The organism is Anaerococcus sp. AGMB09787 (genome assembly GCF_022808955.1).
Lineage (GTDB): Bacteria > Bacillota > Clostridia > Tissierellales > Peptoniphilaceae > Anaerococcus.
The window spans coordinates 148,433-165,032 of sequence record NZ_JAKZEY010000012.1 but is presented as its reverse complement, the minus strand read 5'-3'; the positions used below and the strand labels follow the sequence as shown (position 1 = coordinate 165,032).

At 34.0% G+C, this 16,600-nt stretch carries 15 protein-coding genes; 11 read left to right on the top strand and 4 right to left on the bottom strand.

Annotated features, from left to right (window positions below):
• The first annotated feature begins 222 nt into the window (after positions 1-222).
• Both trmB and MUN42_RS04280 read left to right on the top strand, forming a co-directional pair.
• Entirely contained in the window at positions 223-870 is a 648-nt protein-coding gene (trmB, locus tag MUN42_RS04285) for a tRNA (guanosine(46)-N7)-methyltransferase TrmB (protein WP_243343164.1), read from the top strand.
• Positions 860-1,462 (top strand): DUF4230 domain-containing protein, encoded by a 603-nt coding sequence (locus MUN42_RS04280; protein ID WP_243343163.1) that lies wholly within the window; start codon positions 860-862, stop codon positions 1,460-1,462. Before trmB ends, MUN42_RS04280 begins: the two co-directional genes overlap by 11 nt.
• 33 nt (positions 1,463-1,495) lie before the next feature.
• Here the strand turns inward: MUN42_RS04280 and MUN42_RS04275 are convergent, their stop codons facing one another.
• Positions 1,496-2,209, bottom strand: coding sequence for a heparan-alpha-glucosaminide N-acetyltransferase domain-containing protein (locus MUN42_RS04275; protein ID WP_243343162.1), 714 nt, complete (start codon positions 2,207-2,209; stop codon positions 1,496-1,498).
• Between the two features lie 59 nt (positions 2,210-2,268).
• Between MUN42_RS04275 and MUN42_RS04270 the strand changes: the two genes are divergently transcribed.
• Entirely contained in the window at positions 2,269-3,540 is a 1,272-nt protein-coding gene (locus tag MUN42_RS04270; protein WP_243343161.1) for a folylpolyglutamate synthase/dihydrofolate synthase family protein, read from the top strand.
• Here MUN42_RS04270 and MUN42_RS04265 read toward each other — a convergent pair.
• Positions 3,537-5,327 (bottom strand): ATP-dependent helicase, encoded by a 1,791-nt coding sequence (locus MUN42_RS04265; protein WP_243343160.1) that lies wholly within the window; start codon positions 5,325-5,327, stop codon positions 3,537-3,539. The genes MUN42_RS04270 and MUN42_RS04265 overlap by 4 nt on opposite strands.
• A 72-nt stretch (positions 5,328-5,399) precedes the next feature.
• Between MUN42_RS04265 and MUN42_RS04260 the strand changes: the two genes are divergently transcribed.
• Together MUN42_RS04260 and map are read left to right on the top strand one after the other, a co-directional pair.
• Positions 5,400-6,194, top strand: a complete 795-nt coding sequence (locus MUN42_RS04260; protein WP_243343158.1) for a nitroreductase family protein — start codon at positions 5,400-5,402, stop codon at positions 6,192-6,194.
• Positions 6,195-6,251: 57 nt separating this feature from the next.
• On the top strand, positions 6,252-7,067 hold the full coding sequence (gene map, locus MUN42_RS04255) for a type I methionyl aminopeptidase (protein ID WP_243343157.1): 816 nt from the start codon (positions 6,252-6,254) through the stop codon (positions 7,065-7,067).
• Positions 7,068-7,105: 38 nt separating this feature from the next.
• On the opposite strand, the gene MUN42_RS04250 is transcribed toward map, so the two are convergent.
• Both MUN42_RS04250 and ychF read right to left on the bottom strand, forming a co-directional pair.
• Positions 7,106-7,717, bottom strand: coding sequence for a thymidine kinase (locus tag MUN42_RS04250; protein ID WP_243343156.1), 612 nt, complete (start codon positions 7,715-7,717; stop codon positions 7,106-7,108).
• A 4-nt stretch (positions 7,718-7,721) separates the two neighbouring features.
• On the bottom strand, positions 7,722-8,819 hold the full coding sequence (gene ychF, locus MUN42_RS04245; RefSeq protein WP_243343155.1) for a redox-regulated ATPase YchF: 1,098 nt from the start codon (positions 8,817-8,819) through the stop codon (positions 7,722-7,724).
• Between the two features lie 145 nt (positions 8,820-8,964).
• On the opposite strand from ychF, the gene dut reads away from it, so the two are divergent.
• From dut to MUN42_RS04215, 6 genes are read left to right on the top strand one after another with little or no spacing between them, the layout of a single operon-like run.
• Positions 8,965-9,399: a dUTP diphosphatase gene (gene dut, locus MUN42_RS04240; RefSeq protein WP_243343154.1), complete on the top strand. Its 435-nt coding sequence runs from the start codon at positions 8,965-8,967 to the stop codon at positions 9,397-9,399.
• Positions 9,399-9,938, top strand: a complete 540-nt coding sequence (locus MUN42_RS04235; RefSeq protein WP_243343153.1) for a hypothetical protein — start codon at positions 9,399-9,401, stop codon at positions 9,936-9,938. The genes dut and MUN42_RS04235 overlap by 1 nt, the downstream gene beginning before the upstream one ends.
• A gap of 30 nt (positions 9,939-9,968) precedes the next feature.
• The gene (gene mutS / locus MUN42_RS04230) at positions 9,969-12,578 is read left to right on the top strand and encodes a DNA mismatch repair protein MutS (protein ID WP_243343151.1); all 2,610 of its coding nucleotides are present in this window, start codon (positions 9,969-9,971) and stop codon (positions 12,576-12,578) included.
• The gene (gene mutL / locus MUN42_RS04225; protein WP_243343150.1) at positions 12,578-14,386 is read left to right on the top strand and encodes a DNA mismatch repair endonuclease MutL; all 1,809 of its coding nucleotides are present in this window, start codon (positions 12,578-12,580) and stop codon (positions 14,384-14,386) included. The genes mutS and mutL overlap by 1 nt, the downstream gene beginning before the upstream one ends.
• Complete coding sequence (gene miaA / locus MUN42_RS04220) at positions 14,376-15,323, top strand: tRNA (adenosine(37)-N6)-dimethylallyltransferase MiaA (protein ID WP_243343149.1); 948 nt, start codon at positions 14,376-14,378, stop codon at positions 15,321-15,323. Before mutL ends, miaA begins: the two co-directional genes overlap by 11 nt.
• Positions 15,313-16,590 (top strand): methionine gamma-lyase family protein, encoded by a 1,278-nt coding sequence (locus tag MUN42_RS04215; RefSeq protein WP_243343148.1) that lies wholly within the window; start codon positions 15,313-15,315, stop codon positions 16,588-16,590. The genes miaA and MUN42_RS04215 overlap by 11 nt, the downstream gene beginning before the upstream one ends.
• Positions 16,591-16,600: the final 10 nt, after the last annotated feature.

Genomic DNA, 16,600 nt, shown 5'->3' with positions numbered 1-16,600 from the left:
GCCCCTAATAAGGGGCTATTTTTGTAGAAAAAGTCAATATTATTTTTATTAATATCTAAAAGCAAAAAAATAATATAAATAAATCTAAACTTGAATTAATTGTTGGTAAAGATTATATTATTAAAGGCAAAGTGTTTAAAAACTTAAATTTTATGGTAAAATAATATTGACTACAAAATTAGTTTTACATAAGTAAATATTGTAGTTAAGAAAAGGAAGAATATGAGATTAAGACATAAACCAAATGCTATTCCAGAGATGGAAGAAAATGAATATGTATTTTTTGATGGTGGAAGATATAAGGGTAAGTGGCAGGAAGTCTTTGGCAATAATAGACCTATTGAGCTTGAAATAGGCGCTGGTAGGGGTGATTTTATTTGCAAGAAAGCCTTGGCTAATCCAGCCACTAATTTCCTTGCCTTGGAAATGAATACCAATGCCTTCGTCGTTGCCTCTAGGAAGATTTTAGATAATAAACTTACTAATGTTAGGGGCTTGATAGGAAAGGCAGAAGATCTAGAAGATATTTTTTCTAATGGAGATATTTCTAAGATCTACCTCAATTTTTCTACCCCTTGGCCCAAAAAACGCCATCACAAAAGAAGATTATCTCATAAGAGGTTTTTGGACAGGTATATTAATATAATAAAAGACCAAGCAATTCTTGAATTAAAGACCGATAATGAAGATTTCTTTGATGCAAGTATTGAATATTTTGAAGATTTTAATATGGATATTTTGGAAATTGATAGGGATTTAGCTTACGAAAAATCTATTAGCTCTGAATATGAAGATAAGTTTAGAAAGAGGGGCATGCCTATATATTATGTAAGGGCAAAGTTTAACAAAGGAGATGTAAATGAAGAGTAAAGTAAAAAAGGGAATTATTATTCTTGTAGGCCTAGTAGTCCTTGTATTTGGATCTTATTTCTTGGGTATGAAGGCAGGTGTCTTTAATGCAAAACCAGAGATAAGCTCAGATATAGTCTTGGAGCAACTTCAAGATGTAAAGGAACTTACAACACTAAAATATACCTATACAAATGTAGGGTCCTTTGAGAATGAAAATGAATTTTATGGAGTAAAAATCCCATTCACATTGAAGAAATTTATAATTTCTTATGATGGAAATTTAAGTGCAGGAATTGATTTGGATGAAGTTGAGGTAAATGTTGATAACAAGGGCAAAAAGATAAATATCACCATGCCTGAGGCAAAGATTTTATCCCACCAAATCGACGAAGATAGCCTAACTATCTTTGATGAAAAAAATTCAATTTTCAATCAATTCAAGATAGAAGATTTCCAACAATTTAGAGTTGCTGAAATGAAAAAAGTCGAAAATGATATGATAGAAAAGGGATTCTTGGACCAAGCAGAAGAAAGATCCAAGCAAGCTGTAATAGATATCCTAAATATAAATCCTATTATAGCTGAAGAATACCAAGTAAATATAAAATAGTAAGGAGCTTATGGTTTTTGCCATAAGCCTTTTTTATGCCATAAATATACTTACCAAAGGATAGAGAACTATCTGGTGGGCCAAGTAAATAACCATAGCGTGTCTACCGATAAAGGCTAGCGGATTGTTTGATCCTCTAGGCCCTAGGAGATTTTTACTCTTTAAGTACTTACCTATTCCAAGGCCTGAAAGATATATAAAAGTCCAAGGAATGATAGGGAAATAGTCAGTTGAATAAAAGTTAGCACTTGGAAATCCCAAGAAAAATAAGTTCTTGTCATATAGTAATTTAAAAAAATTAAATCTATATAGTCCGTATTTATTCATATTGTAGGTTAAGGCAAATAAAATTATGAAGATAAGTGATGTTTTTAGGGAAAAATTAATCCTTCCTTGTAAAAGTCCCCCTATAATCATAGATATTCCTATCCCATTAAGTACTCCCCATACTATAAGTTGGTCCCTGGCAAAAATGTAGGTTACTAGACTTATAGCAAAGCCCAAGATAGAAGTTTTGATTCCTCTTTTTATATTTTTCTCCCTTGAAAGAATAGTAGAAGTTACTGCCGAAATCATAAAAAAAGAAATAGCTATGGATAATTGCCAGATTTTATTGGTAAGGGTCCCATTGTACCATCCTATGGGCCTATAATAATTTATATTATATAGTAGGTGAAAAAATACCATTGATATTACTGTAAATCCTCTAAAGGTATCCAAGTAATGATTTCTCCTCGTCTTAGTCATTATTACCTCCAATTTAGACTATACCTGTTATTTAGCCTAGGGAAGGGTAGAATATTCTTATGAAGAATTTCTACGATTTTATAATAAATAGAGGTTCAACTTCGGGTGGACATAGCTTAGAAAAAATTAAAAAACTTTTAGAATATTTTGACAATCCCCAAGACAAAATAAAGGTCATTCATGTAGGAGGTACAAATGGCAAGGGATCTGTGTCAAATTTTATTGCTAATACCTTAACTAGGAAAAATAGGGTAGGTCTTTTTACAAGTCCCTATATGACTGAGATAAATGAAACCATTCAAATAAATGGAGAAAATATCTCTGATGAGGACTTTGGGGGTATTTTGGATAGGCTAAAGGGACCCCTAGAAGAGCTTGATAATAAGGGACTCCATAATTCTTACTTCGAAGTATTAACTGCTGTTATGTACATATATTTTTATGAAAATCATGTAGATGTAGCTGTAGTAGAAGTTGGTCTTGGTGGTACACTAGATTCTACCAATGTAATCAAACATCCTATAGCATCAGTAATAACTACCATATCCATGGACCATACTGATATCCTAGGTGACAGCCTTGAAGAAATTGCTCAAAATAAGGCTGGCATAATCAAGGAAAAGGCCCTTGTCTTTCTTTATCCAAAAGATGGCAGTATAAGAGATATATTTTATGATAAGGCCAAGGAAACATCTAGCGAGATCTATACCTTTAGTAAGGACGAAGTAGTCATAGAAAGCCTTTCAGAAGGTCAAAATATATTTTCATTTAGGACCTATGACCATGTTAAAACCAAGCTAATAGGTCTTCACCAAGTCTATAATGCAAGTCTTGCCTTAATGGTTCTAGACTACTTTAAGGATGAATTTTCCCTATCAAGAGAAGACATTTACCAAGGAATTTTAACAAGTAGAAATCCTGGTAGACTTGAAGAAATATCTCAAAATCCCAAAATTTTAGTAGATGGGTCCCATAATAGGGAGGCCATAGATTCTTTACTTGAGTCAATCAAAACATATAAGTATGATAGGCTAATAGTCTGCTTTTCTGTCCTAAAAGATAAGGACTACAATTATATAATAAATAAAATCTCAGAAGTAGCAGATGAAATTGTAGTAACAGAAATACCTGATAATAAAAGGGCCTTTGAAGTGGAAGAATTGTATGAAGTAGTTTCAAAAAGCTCCTCTAGTGTTAAACAATTTAAATCCTTCAAGGAAGCCTATGATTATAGTGTGAATGAAGCTAAATCATCTGATCTAATTCTATGGTGTGGGTCACTTTATCTCATAGGAGAAATATTAAAATATAACAAGTCTCTCCAAAGCTAGGAGAGACCCTTAATTTCTTTTATAAATACTGATGGATTTAGATTTTCTCTGCCTCTTTTTTTGAAGGAGAGGAGGTAGAGATTAGTCTTTGCCCTGGTCATGGCTACATACATGAGTCGTCTTTCTTCTTCTATTTTCTCATCAAGATTATCTCCTATTAACATAGGAAATTCATTTTCATTAAGGTTTATTACAAAAACATTATCATACTCTAGTCCCTTGGACCTATGGATAGTTGAAAGGGTAAGGGTTGAATCTTCGTCATTTTTTAACTCATTAAGGTTTTCTAGTTTCCCATAAAACTCATCCAAGGTCTTTAGACCCTTAGTAAAATTCACAAGGGATTCGATAAAAAGATCCTTGTTTACAATTTCTTCCCTATATTTGTTAGAAAAGCCAGTAATATATGACTTATATCCCATATACTTGTAGATATAATTAATCTTCCTATCAAGGCTCATATTTCTTATATGGTTAAGCTGCTTTTCTCTCTCTATCAGCCTATCCAATTTAGAATCAGGAAGTCCCTCCCTATAGTAAAAATCAAAAACACTTTGGTTAATACCCTTATAGTCTAGTTTTTTTATATCATCCTTACTAAGGTAGCTTTCTATCTTGTAGTAGATTTCAGAAAAGCTCTCCCTATCATAAAAATCTTCAGAAAATCTAATAATTTCGAAAAAGTCATTAATAATTTTTGAATCGAAAAAGTCCTTCTCCGAAAATTTGTAGGTAAAGGGTATCTTATCTTCCATAAGAAAGGAAAGGATATTGATGGCTTGGATATTATTTCTAAATAAGATGGCGTTTTTACTATTAGGGTCTAGGTTCTTTTTTATAAAGTTATATTGGTCAAAGACATCCTTCAGAACCTTTACTTCTACCTGGCTTTTATTATAATTTTTTGTAAAGAGGTCCTTTTCATACCTATGCTTATTGGTCTTTATGAAGTCTTGAGACCTTGTAACAATTGCTTGGGTGGACCTATGGTTTTCTCTTAGGGTCAAAATTTTTCCATCAGGGTAAGTTTTTTTAAAATTTAGTAGGTAGGATACATCAGCTGCCCTAAAGGAATAAATTGATTGGTCATCATCAGCTACTATAAGCAAGTTATTTTTGGGCTGGGCGATTTGTTCTATTATTTTAAATTGGATTAGGGAGGTATCTTGCCCTTCATCGACTTGAATGTAGTCATACCTTCTTCTAATAGAGCTCAGTAGGGCCTTGTTATTGTCAATTAAGTCAAGGGCAAGTACTTGCATATCGTCAAAGTCTATGAAGAAATGCTCTCTTTTGAAATCTTCATAAGTCCTATAGATTGCTAAGGCATTTTTAATTCTAAGCTTTTTAAGATAAGCTTCTTCTAGCATGGCATTTTTCATATAGGAGATTTTAGAGAAAAACTCCCTCAAGTCTTCACTAGATATTTTCTTGTTATTAATCTCATAATAAATCTTTTTAACTAGGTCGTATTTATTATAAGAGTCATCAGTCTCAAGAAGCCTAATCTCCCTATTATATTTCTTCAAGAAATTTCGAATAATTAGGTAGCAAAAGGCATGGATTGTCATGAAGTTAGACTTATTTCCCTTAAACCTTTCCCTCATATCTTGAGCCTGGGCCTTGGAGAAAGTAAGTGTTAGGATTTTTGATGGATCAACTTCTTGGGCTAGGTAGTTAATCCTCTCCAAAAGAGTCGTAGTTTTACCAGCACCTGGGCCTGCCAAGACTAAAATTGGTCCTTGTTTTTCTTGAATTACTCGTCTTTGTTCGTCTGTTATTTTCATATATCTATTTTATCATATAAATTAAGAAAATTTATGGTAAAATATATATAAGAGAATAATATGGGGGATATGATGTTAACAACAAATTTTTTGAAATCAAGAACTTCAACAAGAGAATTTAAAGACAAAGAAGTAAGTAATAGTGATTTAAATAAAATTAATGAATTTTTAGAAAATGCAACTTTAGTTAGTGGAGCTAACGTTAGGCTATTTATCGCAAAAAACGGCGATGAAATTTATAAGGGACTTCAAGGACTAGCTGGATATGGTGGAATTATGATCAAGGCTCCTTCATATATAAGTCTAAGTGTCCTAAATGATGAGCCAAAAAGCCTAGTAGAAGGGGCTTACCTAATTGAAAAATTCATAACCTTTGCAGATGAGATGGGAATTGGCTCATGCTGGATTAGTCTAGGCGATGTTGTAAATGAAGATCTATACCCATTATTTACAGGTGCTAGTGGAGATATTCCTGCTATTCTTGCTATAGGCTATCCACTAAAAACCAAAAAGAATGACCACAAATACACAGATAGGATTGCAAATAGCGATATAGTATTTATTGATTCATTTGATAATCCTGCAACAGATGAACAACTTGAACAAAGAGGAATAAACGAGATCTTTAACTATGCTAAGTATGCTCCATCATCATACAACAGTCAACCTTGGAGATTTTTACTAACAGATGATAAACTATCAATTTATATAGAAGACTTCAAGGGCAATAATAGCTTGATTGATGCTGGTATCATAATGTACTATATAGATGAGTTAGGTAAGAATATTTCTTCAAACACTAAGTGGGACATCGAACCTAAAATTTCAGGAGAAATATATACCTATATAGCTAGCAAAAACTTGTAAAGTGAAAACCATATGGGCGCTTAGGCGTCCTTATTTTCTTATAGAAAGGATGATATATTGATTAGATTATATACAGAAAAAGATTTTGAAAAAATGAGAGGTGCAGCAGAGATTTTGTGCCAAACCCACCTTGCCTTAAAGAGAGTTATTAGGGAAGGAATAACTACCCTTGACCTTGATAAATTTGCCAATAAGTTTATAGTAGATCACAAAAAAGCTATCCCTGCCCAACTTGGTTATTCTGGCTTTCCCTATACCCTTTGTATCTCTGTAAATGATGAGATATGCCATGGTTTCCCATCAGATTATGTACTAAAAGAAGGAGACATTGTATCTATAGATAATGTTATAGAATATGATGGAGGCCTTGCAGATTCTTGCTGGACCTACACAATCGGAGAAATGAGCGAAGAAAACCAAAGGCTAGTAGATGTTGACCTAGAATGCCTAAATAGGGGAGTAGCAGCTGCCAAGGTAGGCAATAGGATAGGGGATATAGGTCATGCTATCCAAGAATATGTAGAGGGAGAAAATGGCTTTTCTGTCATAAGGGACTTTATTGGTCATGGTATAGGCAAAGAAATGCATGAAGACCCACAAGTTCCCCACTATGGTAAGGCAGGTAGGGGACCAAGAATCCAAGCAGGAATGGTCTTTACTATAGAGCCTATGATTGCTGTAGGAGATTGGAAAATGCAAGTTGACGATAATGGTTGGACAGCTAGAACTAGGGATGGTTCTATGGTATCACAATTTGAACACCAACTAATTATCCATGAAGACGGCCCTGAAGTTATTACCAACCAAGACCTATATGAATTAACGGAAGAAGATATCAAATATATAGATAACTATAAAGCAAAATACTTGTAAAAAAGCAATAGAAAAAGAGCTGGGGTTATCTTCAGCTCTTACTTATTATAATCATCAAGGGTTATTTGATTTTTAGTTTTTTCTCTTACCTTCATTTTTTTATCGTAACAAGACCTACACAAGGGCTCGTAGAGGTCCTTGGAACCTATTTGAATTCTTGTTTCATCTGTTGACTTTTTGTAGGAAACCCAGGCATCATCTCCACATGATGCACATATAGCGTGGTGCTTGATTAGTTCATCAGCAATAGGCATGATTTCTTTCATAATTTCAAAGGGCCTAGCCATATAGTCCATATCAAGTCCAGAAACTACAATAGTTATATTCATAGCTAAGAGTTTTTGGAAAATTTCTACAACTTCCTTAGGTGGGTTTGGAAAGAATTGGACTTCATCTATTCCTATACAATCAAGGTCATTTTGCTTGGTATAATCTAGCATCTCACTAAGGTCTTCAATCTTTATAGCATCAAGTTCCAAATTATCATGACTTACAATTTTTTTATCATCATATCTCGAATCAATAGATGGCTTGAAAGCAACTATTTTATAGTTGGCAATCTTCATCCTATAAAGCTCCCTCCATAGGGAAGTAGTCTTTCCAGAAAACATTGATCCTGTATGAACTATTAATTTTGCTTTTCTCTTCATAATATTAAACGTTAAACTTGAAGTTAACTACATCACCGTCTTGCATGATATAGTCCTTGCCTTCCATTCTCAAAAGTCCATTTTCTTGGGCCTTGTGGATGGAGCCTTGGTCAACTAAATTCTCATAAGAAACTATCTCTGCCTTGATAAATCCTCTAGAAATGTCTGAGTGGATCTTGCCAGCTGCATCGACTGCCTTAGTTCCCTTTTGTATAGTCCAAGCCCTAGTTTCCATTTCGCCTGTAGTTAGGAAGGAAATTTGATTTAATGTCCTATATGAATCCCTAATAACCTTATCTGTTCCAGATTCACTAAGACCCATCATTTCTAAGAATTCATTTATTTCTTCGTCATTGTCAATTTGAGAAATCTCTTCTTCTATCTTAGCTGATACTACACTAACTTCAGCACCCTCTTCTTTGGCAAATTCTCTAACCTTATCTACATAGGCATTGCCTTCACCTTCACTTGCTGCATCTTCTTCATTCACATTGCAAACATAGATAATAGGCTTAGAAGAAAGTAGTTGGTAGGCCCTAAGCATCTTTACTTCTTCATCCTTTAGGTCTAGAACTCTAGCAGATTTTCCTTCTTCTAGGACTTCCTTTATTCTTTTTAGAAGGTCTACTTCAGCTCGAGCGCTCTTGTCAGACCTTGCAATCTTTTCTCTTTTTTCTAAGACTTTATCGACTAGTTCAAGGTCAGATAGGATTAACTCAAGGTTGATGGTTTCTATATCCCTTAGAGGATCAACTGATCCATCAACGTGGGTTACGTTTGGATCTTCAAAGCACCTTAGGACTTCAACTATAGCATCAGTTTCTCTAATATTAGATAGAAACTTATTACCAAGACCTTCACCCTTAGAAGCTCCCTTAACCAAACCAGCTATATCATAAAATTCTACTGTTGCAGGGACTATCTTCTTGCTCTTACTCATTTCAGCTAAGACATCTAATCTTTTATCCGGTACATTTACCAAACCAACATTTGGGTCTATTGTTGCAAAGGGATAGTTTGCAACCAAGGCACCAGCTTTTGTAATGGCATTAAATAATGTAGACTTACCTACATTAGGTAAACCAACGATTCCTAATTTCATATAATCACTCCATAAAACTTTATTTCAATGATTACATTATAATTGATTTTGGGGAAATATCAATTGTAAAATTTTGTGGCCCATTTGCTTTTATTGTAAATTATGGCAAAATTAGTATATTAGTATTTAGAGAAAAGGTGGATATATGACTAATAAGAAATTAAAAATGATAGTAAAATCAAAGAAGCCAACATACGGTAGTGATAGTGCAGCAGGTCTTGATTTGTACTGCTATACTGATGAGCCAATTACAGTTAAACCAGGAGAAACTGTCAAGGTTCATACAGGTGTAAGTGTAGAAATTCCTGATGGGTATTTTGGAGCAGTTTATCCAAGATCATCAACAGGGGTCAAAAAACACCTAATGCTTGCAAATACTGTTGGCGTTATAGATAGCGATTATAGGGGAGAGATAGTTACTTTCATCTATAACTACGGTAAGGATAATCAAATAATAGAAAATGGTGATAGACTAGCCCAATTAGTTTTGATACCCTACTTAAGATGTGATATAGAAGAAGTAGACGAATTAAGTGATACCCAAAGGGGGAACAAGGGCTTTGGATCTACAGGTGAGTAATGAAAAAGAATAAGTCTATAAAAAAAAGAGTCAAGAAAAATAAATATAATATTATCCTTGTAATTCTTGGTATAATTTTACTTATTTTTTCTTTTAGCTTTGTAGGTAAGTTCATTGGAAATTATTCCTTAAGGGATTTTGATGATGAAATAATCATAATAAGAGATCAGGCTAACAAGCAAGAGTCTTTTTCACTTAAAGAAATAAGAAATATGAAAACAACTACCACTAATGTAAGATTAAATAATGGTCTTGAGAATATAAAAATTACAGGCATATCCCTAGAAAAATTTTTGCAAGACTTGGGATATGAAGTAAATAATTCTCCTAATCTTTTTATAGAAGATTCTAAGGGATCTATAAGTACATTTCCAACATCCATAGCCCTAGAAGTAGATAGGGTAATCCTTACTTTCAAGATTAATGATAAGCCTAACAAGGAATACGATATGTCTATGGGTGTGATAAGTCTAATAGATAGCCAAAGCGACAGTAAATCTTCTTGGATAAATGATGTTAAAGTTATAAGTATAGACTAATTAAGTTTAGATTTGAAACAAGGATTTTATATGAACGATAATTTTGAATATAAAAAACTTTCTCCTATGTTAAAACATTATGTTGATGTCAAAAAAGACTTTGTAGACGCAATTCTTCTCTATAGGGTGGGGGATTTCTACGAAGCCTTTTTTGAAGATGCAGTAATAATGTCCAAGGTCTTATCCTTAACCCTAACAGGAAAGGATAGCGGTCATGAGAAGAAGGCTCCCATGTGTGGAGTACCCCACCATGTAATAGACAACTATACCTTTAAGCTTGTAAAAAATGGCTATAAGGTAGCTATCTGTGATCAGATAGAAGATCCAAAAGAAGCAAAGGGCCTTGTCAAAAGAGCTATAACTAGGGTGATAACTCCTGGTACAATAACAGATTTAGAAAGTTTAGATAAAAAAGAAAATAACTACCTCTTATCTTTATATCAAAATAAATATGGTATAGCAATCTCCTACTGTGATATAAGTACTGGTAAACTAGTAAGCCTTGAAATAAAGGGACTATCTTCTAGTTTGGGTAAGAAGGCAATTGACCAAATAGAAAAAATTAAACCATCAGAAATCCTAGCTAATAGGGATTTATCTGATAAGGACCTCATAAATTATTTTGATAGGAAGAAGATTTTTATAAATTATATTGAAGAAAGTCAAAACCTATTAGAAAGGGCAGAGCTCGTTAGAGATCATTTGGGTGAAAATAACCTAGAAAAAGTTTCTAATATGAGGCTTTCTATCTTATCCCTTGCTAACCTAATTGACTATATCTACAAGTACTATAAGGAGGACCTTGTCCATATCAATAATCTCGATATACTTGAAATATCTGACTATATGGATCTTGCAGCATCAACTGCCAAAAATTTGGAATTATTTAAGAACCTCAGCACTAATACGAGAGATAATTCCCTTATAAGTGTCCTAGATAAGGCAGATACGGTAATGGGATCAAGGCTAATAAACGAATTTCTAGAAAGACCCCTTATAGATAAGTACAAGATTGATAGAAGAGCATCAATTGTTGAAGCCTTTTATAAAGATAATATCTTATCTAAGAATGTATCAAATATCCTATCTGATATCTATGACCTAGAAAGACTCCTAGGAAAAATATCCTATAAGAGAGCTAATGGAAGAGACTTTATAAGTGTCAAAAATTCCATAAGGAATATCCCAAAACTCAAGGTCCTTCTAATGGAATCACCAAACGATCTTATAAAAGACCTAGGTGAAAATATTCCGGATATTGAAGATATCTATGACCTAATAGATAAGGCAATAATTGATAATCCTCCTATGAGCATTAGCGAGGGTGGCATAATAAAAGAAGGCTATAACGAGAGCCTAGATAAGTTCAAAAAATCAGCTACGGATGCCCAAGGGGAATTACTAGCCTATGAAAATGACCAAAGAGAAGTAACTGGTATCAAGACCTTAAAAATAATCTATAACAAAAATAATGGCTACTCCTTAGAAGTAACCAAAACCAATATAGACAAGGTACCTGATACTTATATTAGAAAACAAACCCTTAAAAACCAAGAAAGATACACTACAGAAAAATTAGAAGAGATTTCTACCCTAATACTATCAGGAAAAGATAGGGTAAATGACCTCGAGTATGAATTATTTAAAGGGGTAAGAAACTTTATCTTAGAAAATACTAGCAAGCTCCAAAGCTTAGCCAAGATGATAGCTAGGATTGATGCCCTAAATACCTTCGCAAGGCTTGCCAAGGCCAATAATTATGTGAGGCCTGTTATTACTACTGATAATATTATAAAGATAAAGGACGGTCGACATCCAGTTATAGAAAATAACCTAAATGAAAATGAATTTATAGCAAATGATACAGACATAGGAGAAGAGGATAACCTAATCCAGATAATAACAGGGCCTAATATGGCAGGTAAGTCTACCTATATGAGGCAAATGGCACTTATTATTATCCTTGCTCAAATAGGATCCTTTGTTCCAGCAAGCAAGGCTCATATTTCTGTGTGTGACCAAGTCTTCACGAGGGTGGGGGCAAGCGATAATATTTCTAAGGGTGAATCTACCTTTATGCTAGAGATGAACGAGGTTAGCAATATCCTAGCCAATGCAAGTGAAGATAGCTTCATTATCCTAGATGAAGTGGGAAGGGGAACATCATCCAATGATGGCTTGTCTATAGCCATGGCCCTTGTTAAATACTTGAGTAAAAACAAGAAAGCGAAGACTGTCTTTGCGACCCACTTCCATGAACTAACTATATTAGAAAAAGACCTCTCTAATGTCAAAAATTTCAAAATAGATATCCTTGAAGAAAATAATAACCTAGTCTTTTTAAGGAAAATTTCTAAGGGGAAGGCTGATAGGTCTTATGGGATTGAAGTTGCCAAATTAAGTGGGCTTGATGATGAAATAATCGATGATGCCAAGCTTATTATGGAAAAACTAGATTCTGGAGATGATATCTTTGATATGGATAAGGAAAAACAAATCACATCATCCCTCAAAGAAATAGAAGACAAGGGCCTTAGCGAAATTAAAGAAAAGGCAGCGAGTATCGATATAAATTCCCTAACACCAATAGAAGCCATGAATGAATTAAATGAGCTTGTTAAAAAGATTGGACGCTTATAATGGCAATTATACAATTAGATCAAAATACAATTGAAAAAATAGCGGCAGGGGAGGTAATAGAATCTCCTGTTTCAATCATAAAGGAATTGGTAGAAAATTCAATTGATGCAGGTAGTGATAAGATAGTTGTCGAGATTAAAAATGGTGGCAAGACCTACATCAGGGTTACTGATAATGGTTCAGGAATAAAATCTGATGAATTAGTCCTTGCCTTTAAGAAACATACTACATCCAAGATTCATAATTTTGATGACTTATATGAGATTAATTCCCTAGGCTTTAGGGGAGAAGCCCTAGCGAGTATTGTAACTGTAAGTAAGGTTAGCGCAGTAAGTAAAACTCCTGATGAAATAATTGGATCAAAGATAGTCTTTGATAATGGCCAACCTAGGCTTTCTAGTATAGCAACCAATACTGGTACAAGTATTATAGTTGAGGACTTATTTGGTAATCTACCAGCTAGACGTAAGTTTCTAAAGTCTGATAACCTAGAGTCAAATGCTATAACAAAGTTAATGTACGCCCTTGCTATAGGTAATGAGAATATATCATTTAAGTATATCAAGAATGATAATATAGAATTTGCTACAAATAAAAATGATAATCTTGTAAGTAAGGTAGCATCCTTATTCGATGATAACTTATCCGATAGCCTTATAAAAATAGACGGAGAAAACGAGTCCTATAGGATATCTGGCTATGTAACTAGTCCTAACTACTATAGGGGTAACAGGTCCCTCCAATATATATATGTCAATGGTAGGCTAATAGATAATAAGCTAATTAGAGATAGAGTTGAGCTAGCCTATAGGTCCTTAATCCCGCAAAATAGGTATCCTGCATTTTTTGTTTTTGTGACAACTGATCCGAAAAATATCGATGTGAACATCCATCCAGCCAAGAGACAGGTGAAATTCACCTACGAAGAAGATTTGACTACACTAATAGATGAAGAAATCAATGCTGTGCTTTCTACCAATAAGGATCCTAAATCAATTAAGGCAGAAGAGAAAAAAGAAGCTATCCTAGACTTTTCTTCTTATGAGGACCTATTAGAAAAATATAACAAGACCAATAGTCTAGTTAGAGAAAGGGTGGAAGATAGTTATGGAAGAGAAGATACTAAAGAAGATTCTAACTTTTTTGATCCTAATATAGACTTGTTAGGTAATATGGAAACTCACGCAGTAGATCAAAAAGAAGCTAAGAATATAGCTAATGATATTAGTCAAGATACTTTCTTAGAAGAAGCTGATTTTACCTACAAGACTTCAATATTTAGAAGGTTTTCTATCTTTGAGAAAAAAGATAGGCTTTTGATACTTGACCACCGTAGGGCCTCAGAGAAGATAAACTTCGATAGATTTATTGAAGAGTTTGAGTCAAGTGGGGTTAATGGACAAATACTTTTGCTTCCAGAAATCCTCAATCTAAGGGAAGAAGATATAGAAAAATTCAAGGAACAGAAGGAAATAATAGCAAAACTTGGCTTTGATGCCGATGTCCTATCTGATACTTCGATAGTTATAAGGGGAATACCAGCTCTCTTTGATGGTAATTTAGATTCAAAATTAATCTATGACTTTATTGATATTGACTATAAGAAGGATATTGATTATATAAAAAAGGACCTTTCAAGGATTGTTAGAAAATTATCATTTAAAAGAGGGGATAGGATAGGCAAGAAAGAGGCTGAAAGTTTCCTAGAAAGCCTATTTAATTCACCTAACCCCTACAAAACTTTTGAAGGAAAGTCAACCATGATCGAGATAGGCGTCAATGATTTGGAGAAATATTTTGAAAGATAGAATTATAATTATTACTGGACCGACAGCCTCAGGTAAAAGTGATATTGGAATAAATTTGGCTAGGTCCTTAAATTCATCAATTATATCCGCTGATAGCCAGCAAGTGTACAAATTTATGGATATTGGTACAAATAAAACTTTATATACTAGCTCTGTGAATCAGTATTTACTAGATGTAGTTAACCCAGATGAAAACTTCTCAGTCAATGATTTTTCTGAGTCTGCTAATGACCTAGTAAGAAAATTAAATAGTGAAGATAAGATTCCTATTGTTGTTGGTGGTACTGGATTTTATATAGATTCTCTACTTTTTGATATGAACTATGGCAGGGTCGAAAAAGACGAAAATATAAGGAATGACCTCAAAAAACAAGCTGATGACAAAGGCTCTGAATTCCTTTATGAGAGGTTACTTTCAATCGATGAAGAGACTGCAAAGAAGTACCATCCCAACGAAGAAAATAGGATAATAAGGGCTCTTGAAATATATGAATTAACTGGCAAGAAGCCCTCAGAGCTTAGGAAAGGACTCAATCAATTAAAGGAAAATATAGATCCTTTAATATTTTTCCTAAATTATGACAATAGGGATATCCTCTATGATAGGATTAACATAAGGGTATTAGAAATGTTAGAAGCTGGTCTTTTGGATGAAGTTAAAACGCTAATGAAAGTATTTTCTTTAAATAAGGACTCCCAGTCTATGGCAGCAATTGGCTACAAGGAAGTCCTACAGTATCTTAATGGCGATGTGGACTATGAGGCTATGCTTGATCTTATTCAAAAAAATACAAGACATTATGCTAAGAGACAAATAACATGGATGAAGAAGTACTTACAATATCCTTTTACCTACCAAATCAAGATGGATAATTTAGACAAAAATGATGCAAGCGATGTTATATTGAGTATTATAAAGGAATTTTATGGATTATAGCAAGATAAACGAAATATATAAGCTAGATAATGATTTTGATGATTTTATAAAAAGTTGCGAAGTTAAAATAAGAAAGAAGTTTGACCACTTAGAAGACCTAGCTGAGTTTAACCAAATGAAGGTGCTCGGGGCCTTTAAAAGTAATAACTTAGAAACTACTGATTTTAATAGTGGGACAGGCTATGGATATAGTGATATTGGGGCTGATAAAATTGAGGCGATTTTTGCAGATATATTTGATACAGAAGCGGCTTTAGTAAGACCTAGTATAGTATCAGGTACCCACGCCTTGTCTATCGTTCTTTATGCCTTACTCAACAAGGGAGATAAAATCTTATCAATAACTGATGAGCCCTATGATACTATGCAACAAGTCATAGGTATAGCCGGAGATAAGGCTGGTAACCTTAAGGAAAGGGGCATCTTATATGATAAAATTCCCTTGGATACCAATTCCCAAATTGCCTATGATAAGATTAAAGAGAAGCTAACAGATGATACTAAGATTTGCCTGATCCAAAGATCAACAGGTTATACTCAAAGAAGGGCGTTTTCAATTGATGAAATAAAAAGAGCCATAGATGAGATTAAAACTATAAATCCTAAGACTATAGTGTTTGTAGATAATTGCTACGGGGAATTTACAGAAGAGATTGAGCCAAGTCAAGTTGGTGCTGATATACTAGCAGGCTCATTGATTAAAAATCTTGGTGGAGGCCTAGCCATTACCGGTGGCTATATTTGTGGTAGGCAAAAGCTAATAGATTACTGCGCCAATACACTAACAGCTCCTGGTATAGGCAAGGACGAAGGCCTTAGCTTTGGTACTAGTAGACTAGTAGCAGAGGGCTTATATTTTGCCCCTCACATAGTAAAGGAAGCTATGAAAGTAGCACTTCTATTTGCTGCTGCCTTTGAAGAATTAGGTTATAACACTATTCCTCGATTGGATGATGTTAGATCTGATATAGTTCAAGCTATAGAGCTTAAGGATGGAGAGAAGATCAAGGTATTCTGTAAGGCTATCCAAGATGCGTGTAGCGTTGATTCAAACTTTATACCAGAATCCTACCCAATGCCTGGCTACGAGGATCCTGTAATAATGGCAGCTGGTGGCTTTGTAGAGGGCGCAACATCCGAATTATCTGCTGATGGACCAATTCGTGAACCCTACACAGTTTACCTCCAAGGTGGTTTAAATTACTACCATGGTAAGCTTGCCCTAAAGGTAGTCCTAGACCGTTTTAAGAAAAATAATTTTATATAGAAAAACTTTA

Excerpts from the sequence above, each read along its gene's own strand:
- MUN42_RS04280 (WP_243343163.1), top strand. The coding sequence starts at position 860 with ATGAAGAGTAAAGTAAAAAAGGGAATTATTATTCTTGTAGGCCTAGTA.
- MUN42_RS04275 (WP_243343162.1), bottom strand. The coding sequence starts at position 2,209 with ATGACTAAGACGAGGAGAAATCATTACTTGGATACCTTTAGAGGATTT.
- MUN42_RS04270 (WP_243343161.1), top strand. The coding sequence starts at position 2,269 with ATGAAGAATTTCTACGATTTTATAATAAATAGAGGTTCAACTTCGGGT.
- mutL (WP_243343150.1), top strand. The coding sequence starts at position 12,578 with ATGGCAATTATACAATTAGATCAAAATACAATTGAAAAAATAGCGGCA.
- MUN42_RS04260 (WP_243343158.1), top strand. The coding sequence starts at position 5,400 with ATGTTAACAACAAATTTTTTGAAATCAAGAACTTCAACAAGAGAATTT.
- trmB (WP_243343164.1), top strand. The coding sequence starts at position 223 with ATGAGATTAAGACATAAACCAAATGCTATTCCAGAGATGGAAGAAAAT.
- MUN42_RS04215 (WP_243343148.1), top strand. The coding sequence starts at position 15,313 with ATGGATTATAGCAAGATAAACGAAATATATAAGCTAGATAATGATTTT.
- ychF (WP_243343155.1), bottom strand. The coding sequence starts at position 8,819 with ATGAAATTAGGAATCGTTGGTTTACCTAATGTAGGTAAGTCTACATTA.
- mutS (WP_243343151.1), top strand. The coding sequence starts at position 9,969 with ATGAACGATAATTTTGAATATAAAAAACTTTCTCCTATGTTAAAACAT.
- dut (WP_243343154.1), top strand. The coding sequence starts at position 8,965 with ATGACTAATAAGAAATTAAAAATGATAGTAAAATCAAAGAAGCCAACA.
- MUN42_RS04235 (WP_243343153.1), top strand. The coding sequence starts at position 9,399 with ATGAAAAAGAATAAGTCTATAAAAAAAAGAGTCAAGAAAAATAAATAT.
- MUN42_RS04250 (WP_243343156.1), bottom strand. The coding sequence starts at position 7,717 with ATGAAGAGAAAAGCAAAATTAATAGTTCATACAGGATCAATGTTTTCT.
- MUN42_RS04265 (WP_243343160.1), bottom strand. The coding sequence starts at position 5,327 with ATGAAAATAACAGACGAACAAAGACGAGTAATTCAAGAAAAACAAGGA.